Below are 20,988 nucleotides of genomic sequence, written 5' to 3'. Positions count from 1 at the left end.
TTATTTTTAGGGGATAAACGCTTATTTAGATTTGCTTCCCAATAATTCCTGAAGCTTATCTTGTAAAGCCTGTTCTCTTAATCCTTTAGCAATAATTTTACCAGACGGATCAATCAGGAAGTTTGCCGGAATAGATTGAATACCATACATTTTAGCGACTTCATTGTCCCAGAATTTCAAATCTGATACTTGTGTCCATGCTAATTTATCATCAGCGATTGCTTTTAACCAGGCATCTTTTTTACCCGGACGATCTAAAGAAACACCTAAAACGGTAAAACCTTTATCCTTGAATTTGTTATAGGCAGCTACTACATTTGGGTTTTCCTGACGACAAGGTCCACACCATGATGCCCAGAAATCAACCAGTACATATTTGCCTTTAAAACTAGATAATTTCACAGGTTTGCCAGCGGTATCTGTTTGCGTAAAATCCATAGCCATTGCGCCAACAGCAGTTTTTCTTCCAGCCTCAAATAATTGGGTAAGTTTGTTCCCGCTAGGGCTTGATTTTAACTCTGGTGATAAAGCATAAAATGCTTTCTCTGCTGCAGCGGCCTGATCAGGATCGCTAGCCAATTGTCCAATGGCACTTAAACTGATATATGATTTAGGATTTGCATTCGCAAACTGCAACAAAAGTGGGGTTAAGCCTTGGGCAGCTTTTTCATAACGGGCACTTAAAGCCTCCATTTTCACTTTATCTTGTTTTTGCTCAGCAGTGTAGCCATTGTATTCTGTATTAATTGCCATCAGCTGGTCATTAACAGGCTTAGTAAGTGCTTTTAATTTCTTTGCATCATCATTAACTGGAGAACCGCTAATCGTTGCGTTTTTTAAAGAATCTGCTGCCGCTAACTTGATGGTTCCTGGTTCTACATAGATCGATAAACCATCTAATTTTTCACCTTGTGCCGGGCGATTAACAAATGGGTTTTTATTCAGATATAAGCTTCCTTGTGCCGGATTGGTAACTGTGCCTTTAAATGCGAAAGCACCATTCGTTACAGTGGTAGAATCAGTAACGTTTTTTCCATCGCCCTGGTAAATTAGATAAATTTTATCTCCGGTTTTCAGGCCTTTTACATCGCCATTCAGCGTAAATGGTTTTTGTGCAAGTGCTGCAAGCGGCAATATTGCCAATGCAGATAAGAATATTTTTTTCATAGGTTGGTTTGGTTTAACTGATTCAAAGATAGTTATATTGTATTTAACGAAAATAGGCGGTTAAAATTATGATAGCTTTTGATAGGTTCGCCACCATAAATCCGGCATTTCACCATTTACCGCGGTCTGGTAATCGTCATATCGGCAAGGCACCAAGTGGTAGCGTTCATTTTTAGATTGACCTGATGGATAAGGCACTTGCATCCACCAGCGATCGGATTTTTTGCTTTTTACAAACATCATTTCTCCCGAACCATCTTTCAGGCTGGTTCTGTAAATCATGAATTGTGATTTTGGGGTAAGCGGGAAATCCTTTTTGCGGGCATAAAACCCATCCACAAAATACCAAACCATCTGTGCCAGCAAAAAGGCTGTTTGTCCGTTATTATCGTAGGCCGGATTAAACTCGTAAAAGCCAATTGAAGTTAGCTTATCATTCATGCCGGCGTATCTCGAAATCCTGCATGCTTCTTCCCCATCAAAACCATTTGGAGTGGTATTCGCATTTGCTGCTGCATCGGCAGAACGAATCGAACCTAAATCGAAACTGATCATATTCGCATTGCGTATGATCGGCTCCGTTAAACTAATATCCTGTGCAAATTCGCCTAAACGATGTACATCAAAATATAATTTATCCATTACACTTAAGCTTTCCTGGTTTACAAAATAGGTTTGATAGCCAACATTACTGTAGTTAAATAAAAAATTAGGCTGATGTAAGAAAATCTTATTGAGATAACAATCAGAACGGGTTTCCAGTCCATCACTTTCATCATCACCAATATCAAATTGATTATCAATCACCACCAGGTCAACCTTTTGCTCCAGGTCTTCATAACCTAAATATTGTGCATACGTTAAATCTTGTCCGCCGCCGATAATAATTGGGATAATGTCCTTTTTAATAAGATCGGAAACCACCATTTTAATGGCAATATAAGTATCAGCAATGGTTGCACCATGTTTGATGTTACCCAAATCTACAATCTTGCTGGTAAAGGCACCCTCATTTAATTTGTAGAACTTCTCTCTAAAATAATCAGGCGCCAGTGCGCAACCCTCATTATTTACAGCTCCTCTTCCATCAAGCACCCCAATGATGGCTAAATCATAGGTATGTTCATCAAAATCAGGAAAGGTAGAGGTGTAAATGTGTGCTTTTAATCCCAGCTGACTGGTAAAAAAACCTTGTTTGGGGGTGAAACTATCAGGGTTTACCGGGGAAAAGAAATCCGTTAACGACATATATTTAAAACTCTCGCCTCAAATATCTATTTTTGAATGCGTATTTCCACACATAGCTCGAAAAAAATAAAATGATACTGGTAACCGGAGGAACAGGATTTTTAGGCGCTGAATTAATTAAGCAGTTAACTGATCAAGGTTTAACTGTTCGTGCTTTGAGAAGAGAAAAATCTAAAATACCAGATTTGATTAAAGATAATGCGCTGATTGAATGGTTTATGGCTGATATTAATGAGCCATCTACGTTAGAAGAAGCCTTCTCTGGTGTTACCCAGGTTTACCACTGTGCTGCATTTGTGTCCCTTAACTCTAAACATAAAAAGCAACTCTTTCATGTGAATATTGATGGTACTTCGAATATTGTAAACCTTTGTATCGAAAATAATTGCCGGCTGTTACACGTAAGTTCTATTGCTGCATTAGGGATTGCAAAAAAAGGGAAGCAGATTTCTGAAAGAGATTTTTGGGAGTATGATTCAAAAGCTCATGCTTATGGCCTTTCTAAATATGAAGGTGAAATGGAAGTTTGGAGAGGCATTAACGAGGGTCTTAATGGCGTAATCGTGAATCCATCAATAATTATGGGTAAGAGTGCGGGTTTCGAAGGGAGTGGCGCTATTTTTAAATTGGTGAAGGAAGGCTTACCTTTTTATACCAATGGGGCATCGGGTTTTGTTGATGTAGAAGATGTTGCACAATCCATGATCTTATTAATGGCAGCTGAAGTAACTGGCGAAAGGTTTATTATCTCTTCAGGCAATATGCATTATCAAGATTTATTTACACAAATAGCACAAGGTTTTGCAGTAAATGCGCCTACCAGAGAAGCCAAGCCCTGGATGCTCGGTCTGGCCTGGCGAGCACTCAAACTGGTGTCAGTATTTACCAGGAAAGAACCATCCATAACAAAAGATACCGCAACAAGCAGCGTAACATTAAGTTACTATGATAATACTAAAGTGATTGAGCAAACGGGAATACATTTTAAACCTGTTAACCAAATCATCACAGAAATTACTCAATATTTAAAATAATGCCTAAACAAAAAGCGTATTACATTATCGATTTTGACAGCACTTTTACTCAGGTAGAAGCTTTAGATGAACTTGCCAGAATCTCTCTAAAAAACCACCCTGATAAAGAGATCATTTTTCAAAAAATAGAGGATTACACTAATTTTGCCATGGAAGGCAAATTATCATTTTCTGAAAGTCTGGCGCAAAGGGTGAAACTTTTGGAAGCCAATGAAGAGCATCTCAAATTATTGATTAAGCACCTTAAGAAAAAGGTGTCTACTTCTTTTTCTCGTAATGCTGAGTTTTTTAAAAAGCATGCTGATGATGTGCTGATTGTTTCAGGTGGTTTTAAAGAATTTATTACGCCGGTTGTAAGTCAGTACCATATTAAAAAGGAAAATATCTACGCCAATACCTTTGTAACTACAGGTGATGGAAAAATTATTGATTACGATCATGCCAATCCGTTAAGTGAAGAAGGTGGTAAAGTGAAGCTGCTTCAGCATTTAAAGCTGGAAGGGATGTTATTCGGAATTGGTGATGGCTATTCAGATTTTCAGTTGCGTGAAAGTGGATTGATTAATAAGTTTTTTGCTTTCACTGAAAATATTGCCCGTGAAAGTATTGTTGCCAAGGCTGATCATGTAACACCAAGTTTTGATGAGTTTTTATATGTTAACGATTTACCCCGGGCAATTTCATATCCTAAAAACAGGATTCTTTGTCTGGTTATTGGTGATGTTGACCCGGCAACAATAGCCATTCTCAAAAACGATGGACTTTCTATTCGGCAGAAAACATCTTTCGAAGAAAAGTATGTAAAAGATGTGGGGATTGTTATACTCGCTAATGGCGAGAAATTAACAAAAGAGCAACTGAAAGATGCCGTTAAACTTAAAACCATTGGTTATTTAGGTAATGCGAAGAACAAGTTAGATTTTGATGTTTGTACCAGACAAGGTATTGTAGTATTTGACGATCCTAAAAATAATCCACGAAATATAGATTTTATCCCTAAGCGTGTAGCTGATTTTATGAATACCGGGGCAACTTATTTAAGTAGCAATTTCCCGAATTTGCAGTTACCAAAAATTGATAAATCTCATCGTTTAATCCACATTCATAAAAATGTGCCAGGCATTATGGCTCAGATTAATACCGTTTTTGCTAAACATGATATTAATATTGTAGGGCAGTTTTTAATGACAAACCCGGAAATCGGTTATGCCATTACAGATATCAATGCACAATATGATAAGCAACTGTTTAAATCTTTGAAAAAGATTGAACATACTATCAAGTTTAGGGTGTTGTATTAGGTTCTGTTATCGCCTGTTAACTTTTTTTACAACTAAAATCCTTAATAAGTGGTTACTGCGATCGCTACTCCCCTCCTTTTTTTAAGGAGGGGTGCCCAAAGGGCGGGGTGGTTGAATTAGCTTAATCTATTTAACAAGAGAGATTGCTTCACTCCATCACTAAGCCCTACCTTTCAGTTCGCAATGACGATACACTTGTCGTCCTTTTCAAAGACTCGTCCTCCTGAACTTGTTTCAGGATCTTATTTAGATAAGGTGCTGAACTGAATTTACTGCGTAGCTTTCCGCTGCGCTACAGGTCAGCAAGACGATTCAGCGATAGGGAATCTATTCAAAAAATCGTCCTTTGGAAGGAGGAACGACAGCCTGCCCGACCTTTCGCGGAAGCATTCTATTTAGAAGGAAAGATTGCTTAACTCTATCACTAAACCCCGCCCTTCAGTTCGCAATGACGATAAGACATACGAGTGTTATTTACCCTAAAAACTGATGTTTTTTAATACCCCAAAGTTTAGTGCTGCCAATGGCTTGTGATTTGTAAATTCCGGCATGACCAGAAAAGAAGTATGCTGCGATGCAGGCTAAAGCAATGTAAATCGCTGATTCCATTCCAAACAATTCTATCCCCATAAAAATACAAGCCAGCGGTGTATTTGCAGCGCCAGAAAAGACAGCAACGAACCCCATTCCGGCTAGCAATCCAACAGGTAATGGCATTAAAAGACTTAAGAAACTTCCTAAGGTTGCTCCGATAAAAAACAACGGTGTTACTTCACCACCTTTAAAACCACAACCTAATGTAAGTGCTGTTAAAAAGAGCTTAATGGCGAAGGTATAATAAGGTTCTTGTTGTGTGAACGATTCAACAATAACGGGAATGCCAAGTCCTATATATCTGGTATTCCCGATCAAAAAAATAATGATTACCAGCATAGCGCCTCCAATGAATGGTCTGATGGGCGGATATTTTATCTTGCTAAATAATCCGGATATCGCGTGGTTAAGCATCGAAAAGCTTCGTGCGGCTAATCCGAAAATTATTCCTGATCCAAGCGATAACATTAGGTTGGTAAAGTTCATTCCTGGTACTGAAACGATTGAATAGTGGGTATGGTCTACACCCCATGCTTTGCAGGCATAGTCCGCAATAATTGCTGTAATAAAAGACGGTAAAATGGCGCTATACATTACACTCCCCAATACAAATACTTCCAATCCGAAAATTGCTCCGGCCATCGGCGTTCCAAAAACAGAAGCAAAACCAGCACTTATTCCGCAAATTAGAATGATTTTTCGTTCGCTAGGTTTCAGCTTAAATAAATGAGTCAGCTGATCTGCAAATGCACCTCCAATTTGCACCGCCGTTCCCTCCCGACCCGCGGAGCCACCAAATAAATGGGTAAGAATCGTTCCGGCAAAAATTAATGGCGCCATAATTAAAGGAATCACCTGCTTTGGGCTTTGTAATTCCTCAATTAAAAGGTTATTCCCTTTAACCACTGCCTTCCCCCAGTAATGATAACTTAAGCCAATAGCTAAGCCAGCTAAAGGCAAAAAGGCAATCATCCACAAATGATGCTCACGCAAATTGGTCGCCCAATTTAATGTGACTAAAAATAAAGCCGATGCTGATCCAACTATTCCACCAATAAGTATGGAATAAAATATCCACCTAATGGCATTAGCGCATATTAAACTAAAATCTTGTTTTACAAAACGATTGATAGATAGCAGAAATCTTGCTATTAAATTTTTAACAGGCATTTGAATTCAATTTAGTAAAATTGTAGGAGTCATCAGCCTGTTTTGGCGGTTTTGGCGGTACCCCATCGCCTTCAGTCCAAATGTAGAAAATTTAGCTATTTCTACAAAAATCTTTATCACCTTTGTTTGGATAAACCAAAACAATGGACTTTACACCTGAGATTAAAGATAAATTAAATCAACTTCAGCAAAAATATACAGCCATGGGTCAGGATATGGCTTCCTATTTGGATGGATTGCTATATGCTGATTTCCTCACCTACTGGGATTATATCCATCTGGATACTTTATTGAGTTTACAAAGCCCGAAAACACCGATTCCTGATGAAGAAATTTTTATCATGTATCATCAAATCACAGAGCTTTATTTTAAACTCTGCTTGCACGAATGCAGGCAAATTGCAGAGCATGAAAATTTAACTGTAGCATTTTTTACAGCACGTGTAAAAAGAATAAATGCCTATTTTAATGCGCTAACCACTTCTTTTGAAGTTATGGTGGATGGCATGGAGAAGGAACAGTTCTTAAAATTCCGAATGTCGCTTTTACCCGCAAGTGGTTTCCAATCAGGGCAATATAGAATGATAGAGATTTGTGCTACAGATTTTATTCGTTTAGTAGATAAAAGTAAAAGAGAAGAATTAAAAACAGCAACTATCGAGGAGCAGTTTGAATATATTTATTGGAAATTTGGGGCAACTGAGCTGGCATCCGGAAAACAAACATTAACACTAAAGCAGTTTATTAAAAAATATGCAGCTCAATTTTTGCAATTGGCTAAAGATCGCTCATTAACTAACTTTTCAGCCTTATTTCATCAATTACAAGCGAGTGGTGCTGATGTTTCTGCGCTTGCAGAAGAACTGCGTAAACTTGATTTGTATGTTAACGTAGAATGGCCGTTATCTCATTATAAATCTGCTGTTCGTTACCTGGAAAAAGACCCTGTTGATGTGGCTGCAACCGGAGGAACCAACTGGCAGAAATATTTGCCTCCACGTTTTCAGAAAAGGATTTTTTATCCCTTCCTATGGAATAATGATCAAATGGAAGAGTGGGGGAAAGGCTGGGTACTAAGTGTACTTAAAACACTCAAAAGCAAAGATTAATATCAAATAATGCTATTATAAAAGCGGTTTTTTTGCTATTTTGCAAAAATTAAATGACAGACTGAGTGAACGAAAAAAATGACTGAATTTTCAAATTGCAGAACTCTCAATCATTCAAAATTTGCTCATTCAAAAATAAAATACAATGACCGAGACATTAGATATAAGAATCACGAAAACAGATCAAACACGTTTGACTGTAACTGATTTTTCCCAATTACCATTCGGTAAGGTTTTTACCGATCACATGTTTACAGCCGATTACGAAGATGGCGAATGGAAAAACTTACAAATTCTTCCATATGGGCCAATTCCAATGAGTCCGGCAATTTCTGCGCTTCATTATGGACAGGCAATTTTTGAAGGTTTAAAGGCTTACAGACAACCTGATGGCAAAATCAGTGTGTTTCGTGCCAATAAAAACTTTGAGCGTTTTAATAAGTCGGCAGAGAGAATGTCTATGGCTACAATTCCTGAAGAAATATTTATGCAGGGCCTGGCGTCATTAATTTCGATCGATGAGAAATGGGTGCCAAATCAAGAAGATTATGCTTTATATATTCGTCCGGTAATGTTTGCTACTGACCCTTATTTAGGCGTTAGAGCTTCTGATACTTATAAATTTGCCTTATTAACTACGCCAACAGGGCCATATTACAGTTCGGCATTAAAGGTGAAAATTGAAACTGAATTTACACGTGCTGATGAGGGTGGCGTTGGTTTTGCAAAAACTGCAGGAAACTATGCCCGTTCATTATATCCTTTTGAGCAAGCTCGGAAAGAAGGCTTTGATCAGTTAATCTGGACCGATTCTATCGCTCATGAATATATTGAAGAAGCTGGAACTGCCAACTTAATTTTTGTAATTAATGGTAAATTGGTTACCCCATCTGTGCGCAGCACGGTTTTAGATGGTGTTACGCGTGATACGATTATCAAATTAGCCACAGCATCTGGTATTGAGGTAGAAGAACGCAGGGTTTCGGTTAAAGAAGTGATCGAAGGGATTCAAAATGGAAGTTTAACGGAAGCTTTTGCTGCAGGTACTGCAGCAACAGTTACGCATGTTGGGCAGATTGGTTATAAAGGTGAAGTTTATCAATTAACTGATCCATCAACCAGATCGATTTCAAATGGCATTGCTAAACAACTAAACGATATCCGTTATGGCTTAGCGCCAGATGAATTTGGCTGGAACTGGGTTTTATAAGGAAACATTTTTAAAAACAATACCCCTTGTACAATATGTATCAGGGGTATTTTGTTTTTAGGCTTTTTGCTTTTCGCTTTAGTCTTTCAGCTTTTATTATTTATCCAGAATGACCACGCCTTTAGCTTCGAAGGCCAGCTCTTTTTTAGGGTCGGTAATTTTAGCTACTTCTTCAGGTGATTTTTTAGCATCTTCTGCGTAGTGGCGTAAAGTTTCTACAGAGATGGTTTGTTTTTTTGCTAAACCATCCAGCACTACATTCTTACCTACAATATCCATTGGCATAAAAAAGGCGTAATCTTTAAAGGTTACCCGCATCGGATCACCATTCGGCATTTCCAAGGTCATCCAGCAACCCTTTTTCTTGCAAACATCTACCACCTTACCGGTAATTTTCATGTCAGCAGTAGTTTTACTACCCATTGCCGCTTCCATTTTAGCAGCAGTTTTAACATCTCCGGGTTTTACTTCTTCTCCAAATTTCTGACCTGTGTATGCCGTTTGTGAAAAACCAGCGATGGCTAACAGACAAAAAGATACACTTAAGATGATTTTTTTCATTGGTTATGATTTAAAGTTTTGATCCAGTTATTTATCTAATCTAAAGTTATCTAAAATTTAGGTAAATCATGCGAACAAAAAAAATCCTCGTTAGCTACCGCTAACGAGGAAAATCATCCCTATTGTTATAGATCACATCCCATGATGTACAACATATTACCTTAGGCAAACGTTAATCCAAAAATGGGAAAAGGCTAAGGTTGTGTTGTAATGATTTGATTTATAGCGTTTTGATTGATTTTATTGAGTGTGCCAAAAATGAGGGTATATGGATGGTGGGGAATTTTATAATCAAAATGGGGAAAATCTGTTGAACGAATTCCCCTATCATCTCATCCATTTACCCAAAGATCATTTCAAAAACCTCTTCAATTTTGCTTACTGCTTTAATTTCCAGATTATATTTAGCAATATCAATTCCTTTTAAGTTATACTTTGAGATGTAAATGGTTTCAAACCCCAGTTTATCTGCTTCAGCAATACGTTGTTCAATCCGGTTTACTGCTCTAATCTCTCCGGATAAGCCTACTTCTGCCGCAAAACAATTTTTGGATGAAATGGAAATATCCTGATGGGAAGAAATAATCGCAATTAACACTGCCAGATCAATCGCAGGATCTTCCACTCGAATGCCGCCAGCAATATTGAGGAATACATCCTGTGTGCTTAACCTGAAACCACAACGTTTTTCCAATACGGCCAAAAGCATATTCATTCGTTTGGTATCAAAACCAGTAGCCGATCGTTGCGGTGTGCCATAAGCGGCGGCGCTAACCAAGGCCTGTGTTTCAATTAACATGGGGCGTGCGCCCTCCAGCATAGCAGATATGGCTATACCACTTAATTCTTCATCGCGTTGAGATAGCAAAATTTCTGATGGATTGGAGACCTCCCTCAAGCCACTTCCCTGCATTTCATATATTCCAAGTTCAGCAGCTGCCCCGAAACGGTTTTTAATGGACCTCAAAATGCGATATACATGATGCCTGTCGCCTTCAAACTGTAATACCGTATCAACCATGTGTTCCAATATTTTTGGTCCGGCGATGGCACCATCTTTAGTAATATGGCCAATCAGGAAAACAGGAACTCCGGTTTCTTTTGCAAATCGAAGCAGTTCTGCCGTACATTCCCTTACCTGTGACACACTTCCCGGCGTAGAATCGATGTGAGAAGAATGTAAGGTTTGAATCGAATCTACTACCAATATTTCAGGTTCCAGTATTTCAATTTGTTTAAAGATATTCTGCGTGGATGTTTCAGTTAAGATGTAGCAATTTGCAGATGGACTTTCCTTGATCCTCTCAGCACGCATTTTTATTTGTTGCTCGCTTTCCTCACCAGAAATATACAAGAGTTTTTTCCCTTTTAAGTTTAATGCCAACTGTAGCATCAGCGTTGATTTACCAATACCAGGCTCTCCACCAATCAATACCAATGAGCCTTCTACCAGGCCACCTCCTAAAACACGGTCTAGCTCCTTATCCCCGGTTAAAATTCTTCTCTCAATAGATGACTGGATCTCATCAACCTTACTGGGCTTGCTTAATTTTCTTGAACTTGTTTCAGTTTTCCAGGTTGGTACAGCTGTGGCAGTCTTTTCTATAATTTCTTCCACAAATGTGTTCCATTGCCCACATGATGGACATTTCCCCAACCACTTTGCCGATTCGTAACCACAACTCTGACAGAAATATGCTGTTTTTGTTTTTGCCAATTGATTTCAGTTTTAGGATACGAATTTAACCTTTAGTGCTTGATTGTACTTTTATTTTTATAAACATTTAACAACTGTTGAGTTTGTCCAGAATATTCATACTTATTCGATTTCATATGTAAACCTTAAGTAATGATTTATTGCTTCATGTTGATTCTGTGCTCAATTTGGTACGACAAAAGGTAAATCATTTCAAAAGGAAACATTCCAGTCACCTAATAGGTTGTAAATGAAATTACAAGTTTGCAAAATTTGTATCTTTGCACATATTACATGGGAAAACAAAAATTTTATGATACTGCGATAAAGCAGGAACGGGCCATATTGGTTGGTGTAATTACGCCAGGCGAAAAAGAAGAACAAACGAGAGAATACCTGGATGAGTTGGCCTTTTTGGTTGAAACAGCGGGTGGCGTAGTGGAAAAGAATTTCACACAAAAGATGTTAAAGCCAGAGCGTGCTACTTTTGTAGGTACAGGTAAACTGGAAGAAATTAAAGCATATGTAAAATCGGAAGAGATTGATACCGTAGTATTTGATGATGAATTGTCTCCATCTCAATTGCGAAACATCGATCGCGAACTTGGCGTAAAAGTATTGGATCGGAGTAATCTGATTCTCGATATTTTTGCTGGCAGAGCCCAGACTGCCCAGGCTAAAACACAAGTAGAGTTGGCACAATTGCAATATGTTTTACCTCGGCTAACAGGTATGTGGACTCACCTTGAACGCCAAAAAGGTGGTATTGGGATGCGTGGACCAGGTGAAACACAGATAGAAAGTGATAGAAGGATTATTTTAAATAAAATCTCCTTACTTAAAGAACGTTTGCGGTTAATTGATAAACAGAATGAAACGCAGCGTAAAAACCGTGGGCAGCTCATTCGTGTAGCTTTGGTGGGTTATACCAACGTGGGTAAATCAACCATCATGAATATGCTGTCTAAATCTGAAGTGTTTGCAGAAAATAAACTTTTTGCAACACTGGATACTACAGTACGAAAAGTGGTGATCGAAAATCTGCCATTTCTTTTATCTGATACGGTTGGTTTCATCAGAAAACTGCCTCACCACCTGGTTGAGTGTTTCAAATCTACTCTGGATGAAGTTCGCGAAGCTGATATTTTAATTCATGTGGTGGATGTTTCGCATCCAAATTTTGAAGATCAGATTCATATCGTTAATGAAACTTTAAAAGATATTGGTGCAATTGACAAAGACATGATCCTGGTTTTTAATAAGATTGATGCTTATGTATCGCCAGAAACTGAGGGAGATGATGACGATGGGAAATTAAGTCTGGAAGATTTTAAGAAAAGTTGGATGAGTCACGGTAAAGCGCCAGTTTTATTTATTTCGGCGACCGAGAAAGAGAATATAGAAGAGTTTAAAACTTTATTGTACGACAAGGTTAAAGCTGCGCATACTGCAAGATACCCGTATGATAATTTACTTTATTAATTACAGAAGATATGGAAAGTAAACGTCAGCAAAAATTTGCAGGAGTACTACAGGAAGAATTGGCACAGGTTTTTCAACGTGAAGGCGGCTCATTTCTGCCCAATACATTGGTAACCATTACCCGTGTAAGGGTATCGCCAGATTTAGCCGTAGCTAAAGTATATCTGAGTTTTTTTAATACCAATAACACCACATTATCCATCAATACAGTTAATGCACATGCCGGTGAGATCCGGTATAAATTAGGTGCCAGAATCCGTCATCAGGTAAGGGTAGTTCCTGAACTTACTTTTTTTGTTGATGATACCAATGAATATGTTGAGCGCATGGATCATCTTTTTGAAAAAATTGCAAAGGAACCAAGGCAGCCTGATGAGGAAGCCGAATAATCTACGATGAAGCAATTGCTGATTGAATAGAGATTTTATACCCGCACGGATGACATACCTGCGGGTTCTTTTTTGTTTAATTTGTGCTTAAAAGCCGCTTGAATACCATTCGGTTTATCATTTTTATAAAGCTACTTACTAAGCTACGATCCATCATACATCTATTTTAAATACAATGAAAACTTTTGAACAAGTTATTAATGCGAATGCTTCACTGATAGAAAAGGTTGTTGATTTTAATGAAAATACAGATCAGCTTTTGCCCTTGGATTTTACAGCGGGGAATACTGAACTTACCACTGAAACTTTAGCAGATACTGATTTGTTCTCTAAATGGGTAGAACAGAAACTTTTAAAGCATAACGCACGATACGGAATTGGAGGTTATAATGAACACCGAACCATTTATACGCGAAGTGCTCATTTTGATACAGAAGAAGAGCCAAGAAGATTGCATTTAGGTGTGGACATTTGGGGTCCGGCAGGAACTGCTATTTATAATTTCTATGATGCAACTGTTCATAGCTTTGCCAATAACAATCATTTTGGAGATTATGGCGCAACCATTATTCTGAATTATGAAATAGAGGGTTTTACATTTCATGTGCTGTACGGGCATTTAAGTCTGGAGTCTTTAAACGGGTTAAAGGAAGGTGATTTTATTCCCGCCAAAGCAAAATTTGCTACATTGGGGACGAAGGAAGAGAATGGGAACTGGCCGCCACATTTACACTTTCAGGTTATTCTGAATATGGGTAATTTAAAGGGAGATTATGCGGGTGTATGTAAGTTTAGCCAACGAGATCAATACCTGGAAAACTGCCCTGATCCGAATATCATATTGTCACTTCATTTGAAAAATGCCCAATAATGTAAAGACTTAATCGCTGAAGTTATTTTTTACGTAAATTAATATGAAAGTGCTTATTACCATTTGCTTTATTTTTGTCAGTGCATGTGTATCTGCACAAGTTCAGTTCCAAGCTGGAAAGGGGAGCATTGCTGATTTTTTAAAACAGAATACCATCTATCCATCTTTTTCTAAAGCAAACTGTATTCAAGGAACGGTTAAGGTTAGCTTTAAATTAAATGAGCAGGGCAAAATTTACTTTTCCAAAATTACGAAAGGTATTTTGACAGATCTGGATGATGAAGCCCTTAGGCTAGTGCGGCTAAGCAGTGGCAAATGGCAGGTACCTTCCGGTTATGATACCACAACTGTGGTGGTTATTCCGGTAAATTTTAGGCTGGAAGGATATCAATGTGAAGGTAGATCCACATCGGCGATGGAAGCTGCCATTAGGGTTTACCAATCAGAAGAAGCATTAACCAATTCTGTGATCAATTTCTATAAAAATATAGATCAGGCAAAGCCCGGGCAGGAGGCTCAGTTTATAGCCATTAAAAAGCAATTGGGCATTGATGATGAGTACCTGAACTCAATGATAGAAACTGGTCTTAAAAAAATTAAGCAGGGCGATAATCAAGGTGCTTGTGAGGATTTTTCTTTTGTTAGAAATATGGGAAGCACTTTAGCAGATGCTTATCTTTCGAAATATTGTAAATAAATGAAAAATACAGTTCGATTTTTTGCCATTCTGGATATGATCAGCATCATTTTATTGACTAAACAGTTCTGGGGAATCATCACGCATTTAAATGAAATTCCAGATCAATTGGTTTCGCAGGTAAAAGTATGGCTAACGCTATTTTTGTTTGTGCTGCTTTTTGTTTCTACTATGGGTTTGCTTTTATTCCGAAAATTCGGATTTATCGCTTATTATGTGCAGTTCCCTTTTCGATTAATTATCTGGATTTTTTCTATTGGTTTCATTACTTATTTACCGGAATTAATGAATCTAAGTGAAGCCTGGTTTAACGTTCTTTTTCGGGTTTGTTTTATTGCAGAGTTCTTTAGACTGTATTTTACTATTCAGATCCATAGAAGGTATTTTTAAAGTGTAGTGCGTATAGCTTAAATTACTAAGAATTGTTTCCCGCAGATTACAGGGATTTCGCAGATCAACTGTTTATTTTAGTATAATGAATCCGCCTTTCGTTCACCCAACGTGATATGAACAGTCATCTTGCTAAACTTGACTTAGTACCATTATAATATACAGATCTCTATTTTTACACCTCATTGTCATTCAGAGCGTAGCGAAGAATCTCCACATTTTAACTACTACCTTCAATTCTAACACTGAACCTTTTTAGTTGCTAAAAATGTTTCTTTGTCCATAAAAAGAAATATGTAATTAGTGATTAACATGTCCATGATTCATTCTTCTCAATAGCTCCGGTTATATAATCACGGTTACCGAGGCAGGTAAAATTTTAGCACTGACTTCATTTACTTTACCAATATATTCTCCATCTACCTGGAAATGTGCTTTGTGCTTTGAAAATATTTTCACTTCTGAAGTTTGAAAAACCTCTATTTTTTTCGGATTAAATGGAAGTTTAGTCAGCCAGATTTTTAGAATTTCCAGATAGGAATAATCTTTAACCACAACAATCTCAAATAATTCGTCATTCAGTTTTCCGTCAGGATTTATTTTCAGCCCTGTACCATACATCGTTGCATTGGCAATCGCCACCATTGCTGCGGCAGATTTAATAGTTTCCCCCTTGATGTTCAATTCAATTTGCATGCGTTTATGGTTCCATAACGCATGCCAGGTAGCTTTAGCGTAACCCCACATACCACGTTCGGGCATTGCATCGAATTTCTTAACCAGATAAGCATTAAAACCTAAGTCTGACAGGTGGATACAAAGCTGATCGTTAATTTTAACCGCATGAATTTTATTAGGGTTTCCGCTTACAACTAAATCAAGTGCCAGTTCTATATCTGTTGGAATACCCAATTCTTTAGCCATTCCATTTGCAGATCCTGCAGGGATAATTCCTATTGGAATATCTGTATTTAGCAAGCATTCTGCCACCAGTTTTAAGGTTCCGTCTCCACCAACAGCCACCACCCGGTCTGCCTTCTCCTGATCAATTTTTTCTTTAATTTTTTCCAATGAGCAGTCTTTAGGGAGCTCAAATAATTCGATGATGACATCTTTTGAAGAAAAATGTGAAGAAATTACTTCCTTTAAATTGAGATCGTGGCTACCAGAACCTGGATTTATAATAAATAGTAATTTCATGTGCTTAACCTAGTGGCTTACAACACAAACAACTTTTGTTAAACTCTGTTTTAATATCAATGAATAAATCTGTAAGTGTAAAGGTATATCATGGTTATGGGCATAAGCATAACCTTGTTGTTTATGGCCATGTATTTAAGCGTAAAGCGAAAAGCAAACAGGTTTACAGCAATAATATTTTTGTAAACATCGTCCATCTTTTAAAGCTTTTTATATTAAAACCTTATCCATTGGTAAGAGTGAGATTGCAATTCTTTGGACAAACTGTTTATCAGAAAACTGAACAGGATGGCTTTTTTAAATTTGAATGGGAGGCTGTTGAAGATGTTAAAGCGGGCTGGCATACTGTTAATGTGGAGGCTGTTGATGAGCATGATAATGTTTTAAATGCTTGTGAGGGGAAGGTCTATGTGCCGCACATTACGCAGTATGCATTTATTTCTGATGTGGATGATACAGTAATGATCTCTCATTCTGCAACCATTGGCAGACGGCTTCGGGAACTTTTTATTAAAAATCCGCATACTAGGAAAACATTTCCTGATGCGGCAAGCCATTACCAACAACTGGCTTTATCGCATACAGACAAGAATCAGCCAAATCCTTTTTTTTATGTTAGCAGCAGTGAATGGAATCTGTACGATTACCTGGTAGAAACCTTTCGCTTTAATCAACTGCCTGATGGTGCTTTTTTACTCAATACCTTAAAGCGATGGCGCGATTTAATTAAAACCGGGAAAACAGGTCATGAAGGGAAACTGCTAAGGGTGATGCGGATTCTTAATGCATTTCCAAATCAGAAATTCATTTTCTTTGGCGACAACTCACAGCATGATCCTGAAATTTATACCCAAATTGTGGAAAGATATCCCAACAATATTGAGGCTGTTTATATCCGGAATATCAGGCCTGAACGAGCAATGGATACGGAAGTATTAATGCAAAGGATTCAGGCACAGGATGTACATACTTGTTTATTTAAAACCAGCGATGAGGCCATTGAGCATTCCAAATCAATTGGCCTTATTCAATAATTTCGAGTGATTTATCTTCCGATCAGTTTTTATTTTTCTATGAAAAGGCATTTAAGAAATTGATTTTCCAAATGGTGTAAAAGCCAGGTTCATTAGTTTGAAGTGTTGCCTACCAAAAGGAATGCCTACGATAGTAATACAGAATAAGATTCCGAAAAACAAATGGGTTAAGGCAATCCAAAATCCGCCACACACTAACCAGAGTATATTCATAATGGTTGATAAGCAGCCAGTATTGGAGGAAGTATCAGTGATTTTAACGCCAAAAGGAGCCAGGCCAACAATAGCAAATTTGAAGCATTGAATCCCAAATGGAATGCCAACTATGGTTAGGCAAAGGATTAACCCTCCGATAATATATTCGAAGAAGATAAAAAGCCCGCCAAAAACAACCCAGATGATATTGCCTAAAAAGTTCATTTTCTATTTTTTTTAGTTAAGATTATTTTGCGATATAAATGTTACATTTTGCCAGTTGATTCTGCTTTTTTTATTATTTGATTGTGTTTAATTTAAGGCCACACACAAAAGAAAAAAGGTTATGAAAAAAGTAATGATTTTAGCCACACTGATGGCTGGCTTTGCGCTATCCAATGTTAAAGCACAAACCGTAAATGGAGTTAAGTTAAGCGAAATTACTGCAACATATATTCAAGTCAGGCAGATTGAGAAAGTATTTTCTGAGAAGTTTTTTGTTTCTGTAGAATATGGGCAGCCTGCAGATGATTATAACAATACTTACATTAAAGATGATAATGGAAAGAAAATGGAATTTACTTCTGCATTAGATTTTGTGAATAAATCGAAATCTTATGGTTACGAACTTTTTCAGGTTTTCACAGAAGGTGAAAATAATAGTGCCGTATATTTATTGAAAAGGAAATAGTATTTCACTCTATAGGAAAAGATTATGTTATCGGTTGGTGCCTTCACCAACCGATAACATAATACTCAAACTTTATCCTGGTGAAAATCTAACTATCTTTATTTCGGTCGGTTTTATACCTCAATTGGAAGATTAATTGTAGTTTACATTATATAGCTATGAGGGGAACTCGCCTCTTAATTTAGGAGGGGCAGGGGGTGGTTAACCATTCAATAACAGTTTTCAATTGACAAATCATAATCTTCCGAACAGTTATGGTGTTATACCAACTGATAAGTGAAAAATTAAATAAAATCCAGCGTATTGAATTTTTTATTTAAAATATCTCCATTATTTACATCCAGCCACTTGTCTAAGATAGTACCATAAACCTGACGAAAGTCAAGTTGATATTTTAAATCGCCGCTATCTAAATCGCTTAAGTTAGGTGCAGCATTAAAAATACCTTGCTTTTTAAGGCGGCCACCAAATACAAACATATTGTTCGCCGTACCATGATCAGTACCACTGCTTGCATTCTGTTCCACACGCCGACCAAATTCTGAAAAAGTAACAACCAGCGTATCATCCAGTTTATTATTGCTTTTAAGATCTTTTATAAAAGCAGCCATCCCTTCGCTGTACTGCTTTAGTAAATTACCTTGCTGGCCAATTTGATTCACATGAGTGTCGAAACCGCTAAGCGAGACATAATAAACCCGGGTTTTTAAACCTGAAGAAATGAATTTAGAAACCGTTTTAAGCTGGTTGGCAAAGCCGCTTGATGGATAAGTAAATTTAGACTGATAGATTTTAGAAGTATTTTGAATGTAGCTGGCCGATGACTGCGTCTCTATCATGGTTTTATACAAATAGCCTAAATTATCTTCATCTAAATGTTCCTGGTCATTTTGCAGCACCGCTTTAAAAAAAGGGTTATTGGTGTTACGGAAAAGCGCTGCCGGATCTTTCAGTGCAATTCCTTTTTTTGTTTGACCTTTCATGGCCAGGGATAATGAATCATCAACTTCAATAGCTGTGTATGGAAATTTGCAAGTCTGGCAGTTGCTGTCCAGGTAACGACCAATCCATCCGGTTGACAAGAACTGATTGCTGTCGCTACCAGTTTGCCAGATATCCATAGAGCGGAAGTGTGAACGATCCGGATTTGGATAACCGACATCATTGATAATAGTCATCCAGCCTTGATCATAAATTTCTTGTAAGGCCGCCATGTTGGGGTTTAGCCCTTGCATATCGTTAAGTTTGATTACATCCTCTGGCTTAATAGCAATACTTTTTCTTTTCTGATAATAGAGGTCATTTCCAAAAGGGACTACGGTGTTCAAACCATCATTGCCACCAGAAAGTTGTACCACTACCAGGTTTTTATAAAGGCTCAGCTCATCAAGCGCCATAGCCTCGAAGGGTTTCATAAATGCTGGAACAAATAGGGAGCCTGCGGCAACAAAACCTGTATTTCTTAAAAAATTTCTTCTGTTCATTTCCTTGGGATTTAGGTTAAACGAGTTGATATTCTGGCATACTGGTGATTTCTACAGCAGTACTTCTAAGCCCTTTGTTATCGCTCACCATTTTAACAATTTTATCATTCAGTTTAGGTTGTAAAAGAAACTCAGTAAGCTCCAATGGCGATATTCCTTTAGGAAAAGTGCTCAAAAACTTTGACCAGTCGGCATTGGCATTTACATAGGATTTCGGCTTTGCGTTATTATTAGCATTGGCTGTTGCATTTTTATTCAAGGCAATAACAGCCTCATCTTCTGGATCAGCTTTGCCACTAAAATCGATTTCGCCATCATTTAAAACCAAAGAAGGAATGCGCATTCTCAGCATAAGTGATGAGCTGTCAATCCAGTTTTGCCCGCCAGGCCAACCGGCTACATTTGGTGGGTTGAACAGGTATTGGCCCAAACTACTTTGTAACTGTATTAATATTTGCGGTTTATTGTAAGTAACATAAAATTCACGGCTTAGGCCTACCAAAAATTCAATCGGAGATTTGATTTTGGTGCCTACATTTTCTGGACTATAAAACCAATCAGAAGTGAACATTTTTTTCATTAATGCTGAAATATCATAATTCGCAGCATAAAAATGATCACCCAATTCCTTTACATGTACTTCATTCGGTTGATCATTCACAAAGAACTTATAAACTTTTCGTGCAATAAATTCGGCAGTGTCTGGTTTGGCTAAAATCAAATCAATAATATTTTCACCGTCGAAATTGCCAGTTTTTCCGAAGAATGTTTTGGTGCCATCATCGTGAAGGTTTTGCCTGAAGATGAAAGTTCCGTCTTTATCGTACATCCATCCGGTAAACGATCTGGCAGATTCTTTAATGTCATTTTCAGTATATTTTCCTCTTCCCAATGTGAACAGTTCCATCAATTCGCGTGCAAAATTTTCATTGGGCTTGCCTTTCCTGTTTTGTTGATTGTTCAGGTATTGCAACATGGCTGGCGATTTTGAAACCTCCATTAAAAGTGTTTTAAAACTTCCTAATCCATGTGTTCTCTGAATGTTATTAAGCTGTTGCGCATACAAGGGCTCATTACTGCGACATGCGAAATGGCCATGCCAAAAAAGGGTCATCTTTTCTCGCAGTGGTGAAGTGGTGTTGATCATTTTATAGATCCAGGCAATGTTCAGGTCTTTGCTTACCTCGTTCTGCATTCGGGTAATTTCCTGCCTGATTTTCTTTTCTTCATCACTAAGATTTTTTTTGGCGTACAAACCAGCCTGAACTAACATTTGACGCTTGGATTCGCTACCATCAACCAGCGTGATTGAATCATCTTTAGATTCTTTTAATAATCCTGCAACAATTTTTTCTATATTTTTTCTGCTAATTTTATGCAGGTCAGCATAAGAAATACCAAATCCTGCTCTATTGTAAAGATGCTTTACTCGGAGGGAATTATCTTTCGCGTTCATAGTAAACAG

General features: G+C 37.7%; 20 protein-coding genes and 1 riboswitch. Of the genes, 11 read left to right on the top strand and 9 right to left on the bottom strand.

Translation table 11 applies throughout. The features are described 5' to 3' along the window. Positions 1–21: 21 nt before the first annotated feature. Both EV200_RS20350 and EV200_RS20345 read right to left on the bottom strand, forming a co-directional pair. Positions 22–1,167, bottom strand: coding sequence for a TlpA disulfide reductase family protein (locus EV200_RS20350; protein WP_132536059.1), 1,146 nt, complete (start codon positions 1,165–1,167; stop codon positions 22–24). A gap of 66 nt (positions 1,168–1,233) precedes the next feature. Beyond that, a complete protein-coding gene (locus EV200_RS20345; RefSeq protein ID WP_132536057.1) occupies positions 1,234–2,415 on the bottom strand; it encodes a formimidoylglutamase in 1,182 nt (393 codons plus the stop codon). Between the two features lie 71 nt (positions 2,416–2,486). On the opposite strand from EV200_RS20345, the gene EV200_RS20340 reads away from it, so the two are divergent. Then, positions 2,487–3,449, top strand: coding sequence for an NAD-dependent epimerase/dehydratase family protein (locus EV200_RS20340; protein WP_132536055.1), 963 nt, complete (start codon positions 2,487–2,489; stop codon positions 3,447–3,449). Beyond that, complete coding sequence (locus EV200_RS20335; protein WP_132536053.1) at positions 3,449–4,750, top strand: HAD-IB family phosphatase; 1,302 nt, start codon at positions 3,449–3,451, stop codon at positions 4,748–4,750. Before EV200_RS20340 ends, EV200_RS20335 begins: the two co-directional genes overlap by 1 nt. Before the next feature lie 474 nt (positions 4,751–5,224). On the opposite strand, the gene EV200_RS20330 is transcribed toward EV200_RS20335, so the two are convergent. Then, on the bottom strand, positions 5,225–6,514 hold the full coding sequence (locus tag EV200_RS20330; protein ID WP_132536051.1) for a voltage-gated chloride channel family protein: 1,290 nt from the start codon (positions 6,512–6,514) through the stop codon (positions 5,225–5,227). Between the two features lie 16 nt (positions 6,515–6,530). Beyond that, positions 6,531–6,593: riboswitch (Fluoride riboswitch) on the bottom strand. A gap of 64 nt (positions 6,594–6,657) precedes the next feature. Here EV200_RS20330 and EV200_RS20325 point away from each other — a divergent pair. Together EV200_RS20325 and EV200_RS20320 are read left to right on the top strand one after the other, a co-directional pair. Beyond that, positions 6,658–7,623 (top strand): tryptophan 2,3-dioxygenase family protein, encoded by a 966-nt coding sequence (locus tag EV200_RS20325; protein ID WP_132536049.1) that lies wholly within the window; start codon positions 6,658–6,660, stop codon positions 7,621–7,623. A 145-nt stretch (positions 7,624–7,768) separates the two neighbouring features. Beyond that, positions 7,769–8,833 carry a branched-chain amino acid aminotransferase gene (locus EV200_RS20320; RefSeq protein ID WP_132536047.1) on the top strand — a complete coding sequence of 355 codons (1,065 nt, stop codon included), beginning with the start codon at positions 7,769–7,771 and terminating at the stop codon, positions 8,831–8,833. A 96-nt stretch (positions 8,834–8,929) separates the two neighbouring features. Here EV200_RS20320 and EV200_RS20315 read toward each other — a convergent pair whose 3' ends face one another. Beyond that, a complete protein-coding gene (locus EV200_RS20315; RefSeq protein ID WP_132536045.1) occupies positions 8,930–9,394 on the bottom strand; it encodes a DUF4920 domain-containing protein in 465 nt (154 codons plus the stop codon). Between the two features lie 340 nt (positions 9,395–9,734). Beyond that, positions 9,735–11,111 (bottom strand): DNA repair protein RadA, encoded by a 1,377-nt coding sequence (radA, locus tag EV200_RS20310; RefSeq protein WP_132536043.1) that lies wholly within the window; start codon positions 11,109–11,111, stop codon positions 9,735–9,737. Positions 11,112–11,384: 273 nt separating this feature from the next. Here radA and hflX point away from each other — a divergent pair, with 273 nt between their 5' ends. The 5 genes from hflX (at position 11,385) to EV200_RS20285 (ending at position 14,919) form a co-directional block, all read left to right on the top strand. Then, positions 11,385–12,572 carry a GTPase HflX gene (hflX, locus tag EV200_RS20305; RefSeq protein ID WP_029282410.1) on the top strand — a complete coding sequence of 396 codons (1,188 nt, stop codon included), beginning with the start codon at positions 11,385–11,387 and terminating at the stop codon, positions 12,570–12,572. 11 nt (positions 12,573–12,583) lie between these two features. Then, on the top strand, positions 12,584–12,961 hold the full coding sequence (gene rbfA / locus EV200_RS20300; protein ID WP_132536041.1) for a 30S ribosome-binding factor RbfA: 378 nt from the start codon (positions 12,584–12,586) through the stop codon (positions 12,959–12,961). Positions 12,962–13,136: 175 nt separating this feature from the next. Continuing rightward, positions 13,137–13,832 (top strand): peptidoglycan DD-metalloendopeptidase family protein, encoded by a 696-nt coding sequence (locus tag EV200_RS20295; protein WP_132536039.1) that lies wholly within the window; start codon positions 13,137–13,139, stop codon positions 13,830–13,832. Between the two features lie 43 nt (positions 13,833–13,875). Then, positions 13,876–14,529 carry a TonB family protein gene (locus EV200_RS20290; RefSeq protein WP_132536037.1) on the top strand — a complete coding sequence of 218 codons (654 nt, stop codon included), beginning with the start codon at positions 13,876–13,878 and terminating at the stop codon, positions 14,527–14,529. Next, complete coding sequence (locus tag EV200_RS20285; protein ID WP_132536035.1) at positions 14,530–14,919, top strand: hypothetical protein; 390 nt, start codon at positions 14,530–14,532, stop codon at positions 14,917–14,919. 345 nt (positions 14,920–15,264) lie between these two features. On the opposite strand, the gene EV200_RS20280 is transcribed toward EV200_RS20285, so the two are convergent. Further along, entirely contained in the window at positions 15,265–16,119 is an 855-nt protein-coding gene (locus EV200_RS20280; protein WP_132536033.1) for a diacylglycerol/lipid kinase family protein, read from the bottom strand. A 59-nt stretch (positions 16,120–16,178) separates the two neighbouring features. Here EV200_RS20280 and EV200_RS20275 point away from each other — a divergent pair, with 59 nt between their 5' ends. Next, positions 16,179–17,153 (top strand): App1 family protein, encoded by a 975-nt coding sequence (locus EV200_RS20275; RefSeq protein WP_132536031.1) that lies wholly within the window; start codon positions 16,179–16,181, stop codon positions 17,151–17,153. Between the two features lie 51 nt (positions 17,154–17,204). On the opposite strand, the gene EV200_RS20270 is transcribed toward EV200_RS20275, so the two are convergent. After that, positions 17,205–17,573, bottom strand: a complete 369-nt coding sequence (locus EV200_RS20270) for a YccF domain-containing protein (protein ID WP_132536029.1) — start codon at positions 17,571–17,573, stop codon at positions 17,205–17,207. Between the two features lie 121 nt (positions 17,574–17,694). On the opposite strand from EV200_RS20270, the gene EV200_RS20265 reads away from it, so the two are divergent. Beyond that, positions 17,695–18,039, top strand: a complete 345-nt coding sequence (locus tag EV200_RS20265) for a hypothetical protein (protein ID WP_132536027.1) — start codon at positions 17,695–17,697, stop codon at positions 18,037–18,039. Positions 18,040–18,323: 284 nt separating this feature from the next. Here the strand turns inward: EV200_RS20265 and EV200_RS20260 are convergent, their stop codons facing one another. Both EV200_RS20260 and EV200_RS20255 read right to left on the bottom strand, forming a co-directional pair. Next, positions 18,324–19,523 (bottom strand): DUF1501 domain-containing protein, encoded by a 1,200-nt coding sequence (locus tag EV200_RS20260; protein ID WP_132536025.1) that lies wholly within the window; start codon positions 19,521–19,523, stop codon positions 18,324–18,326. 16 nt (positions 19,524–19,539) lie between these two features. After that, on the bottom strand, positions 19,540–20,979 hold the full coding sequence (locus EV200_RS20255) for a DUF1800 domain-containing protein (protein WP_132536023.1): 1,440 nt from the start codon (positions 20,977–20,979) through the stop codon (positions 19,540–19,542). Positions 20,980–20,988 lie beyond the last annotated feature (9 nt).

It is taken from the genome of Pedobacter psychrotolerans (assembly GCF_004340665.1).
Taxonomy (GTDB): domain Bacteria; phylum Bacteroidota; class Bacteroidia; order Sphingobacteriales; family Sphingobacteriaceae; genus Pedobacter; species Pedobacter psychrotolerans.
The sequence above is the reverse complement of the archived record's forward strand: the minus strand, read 5'-3'. Positions and strand labels throughout refer to the sequence as shown.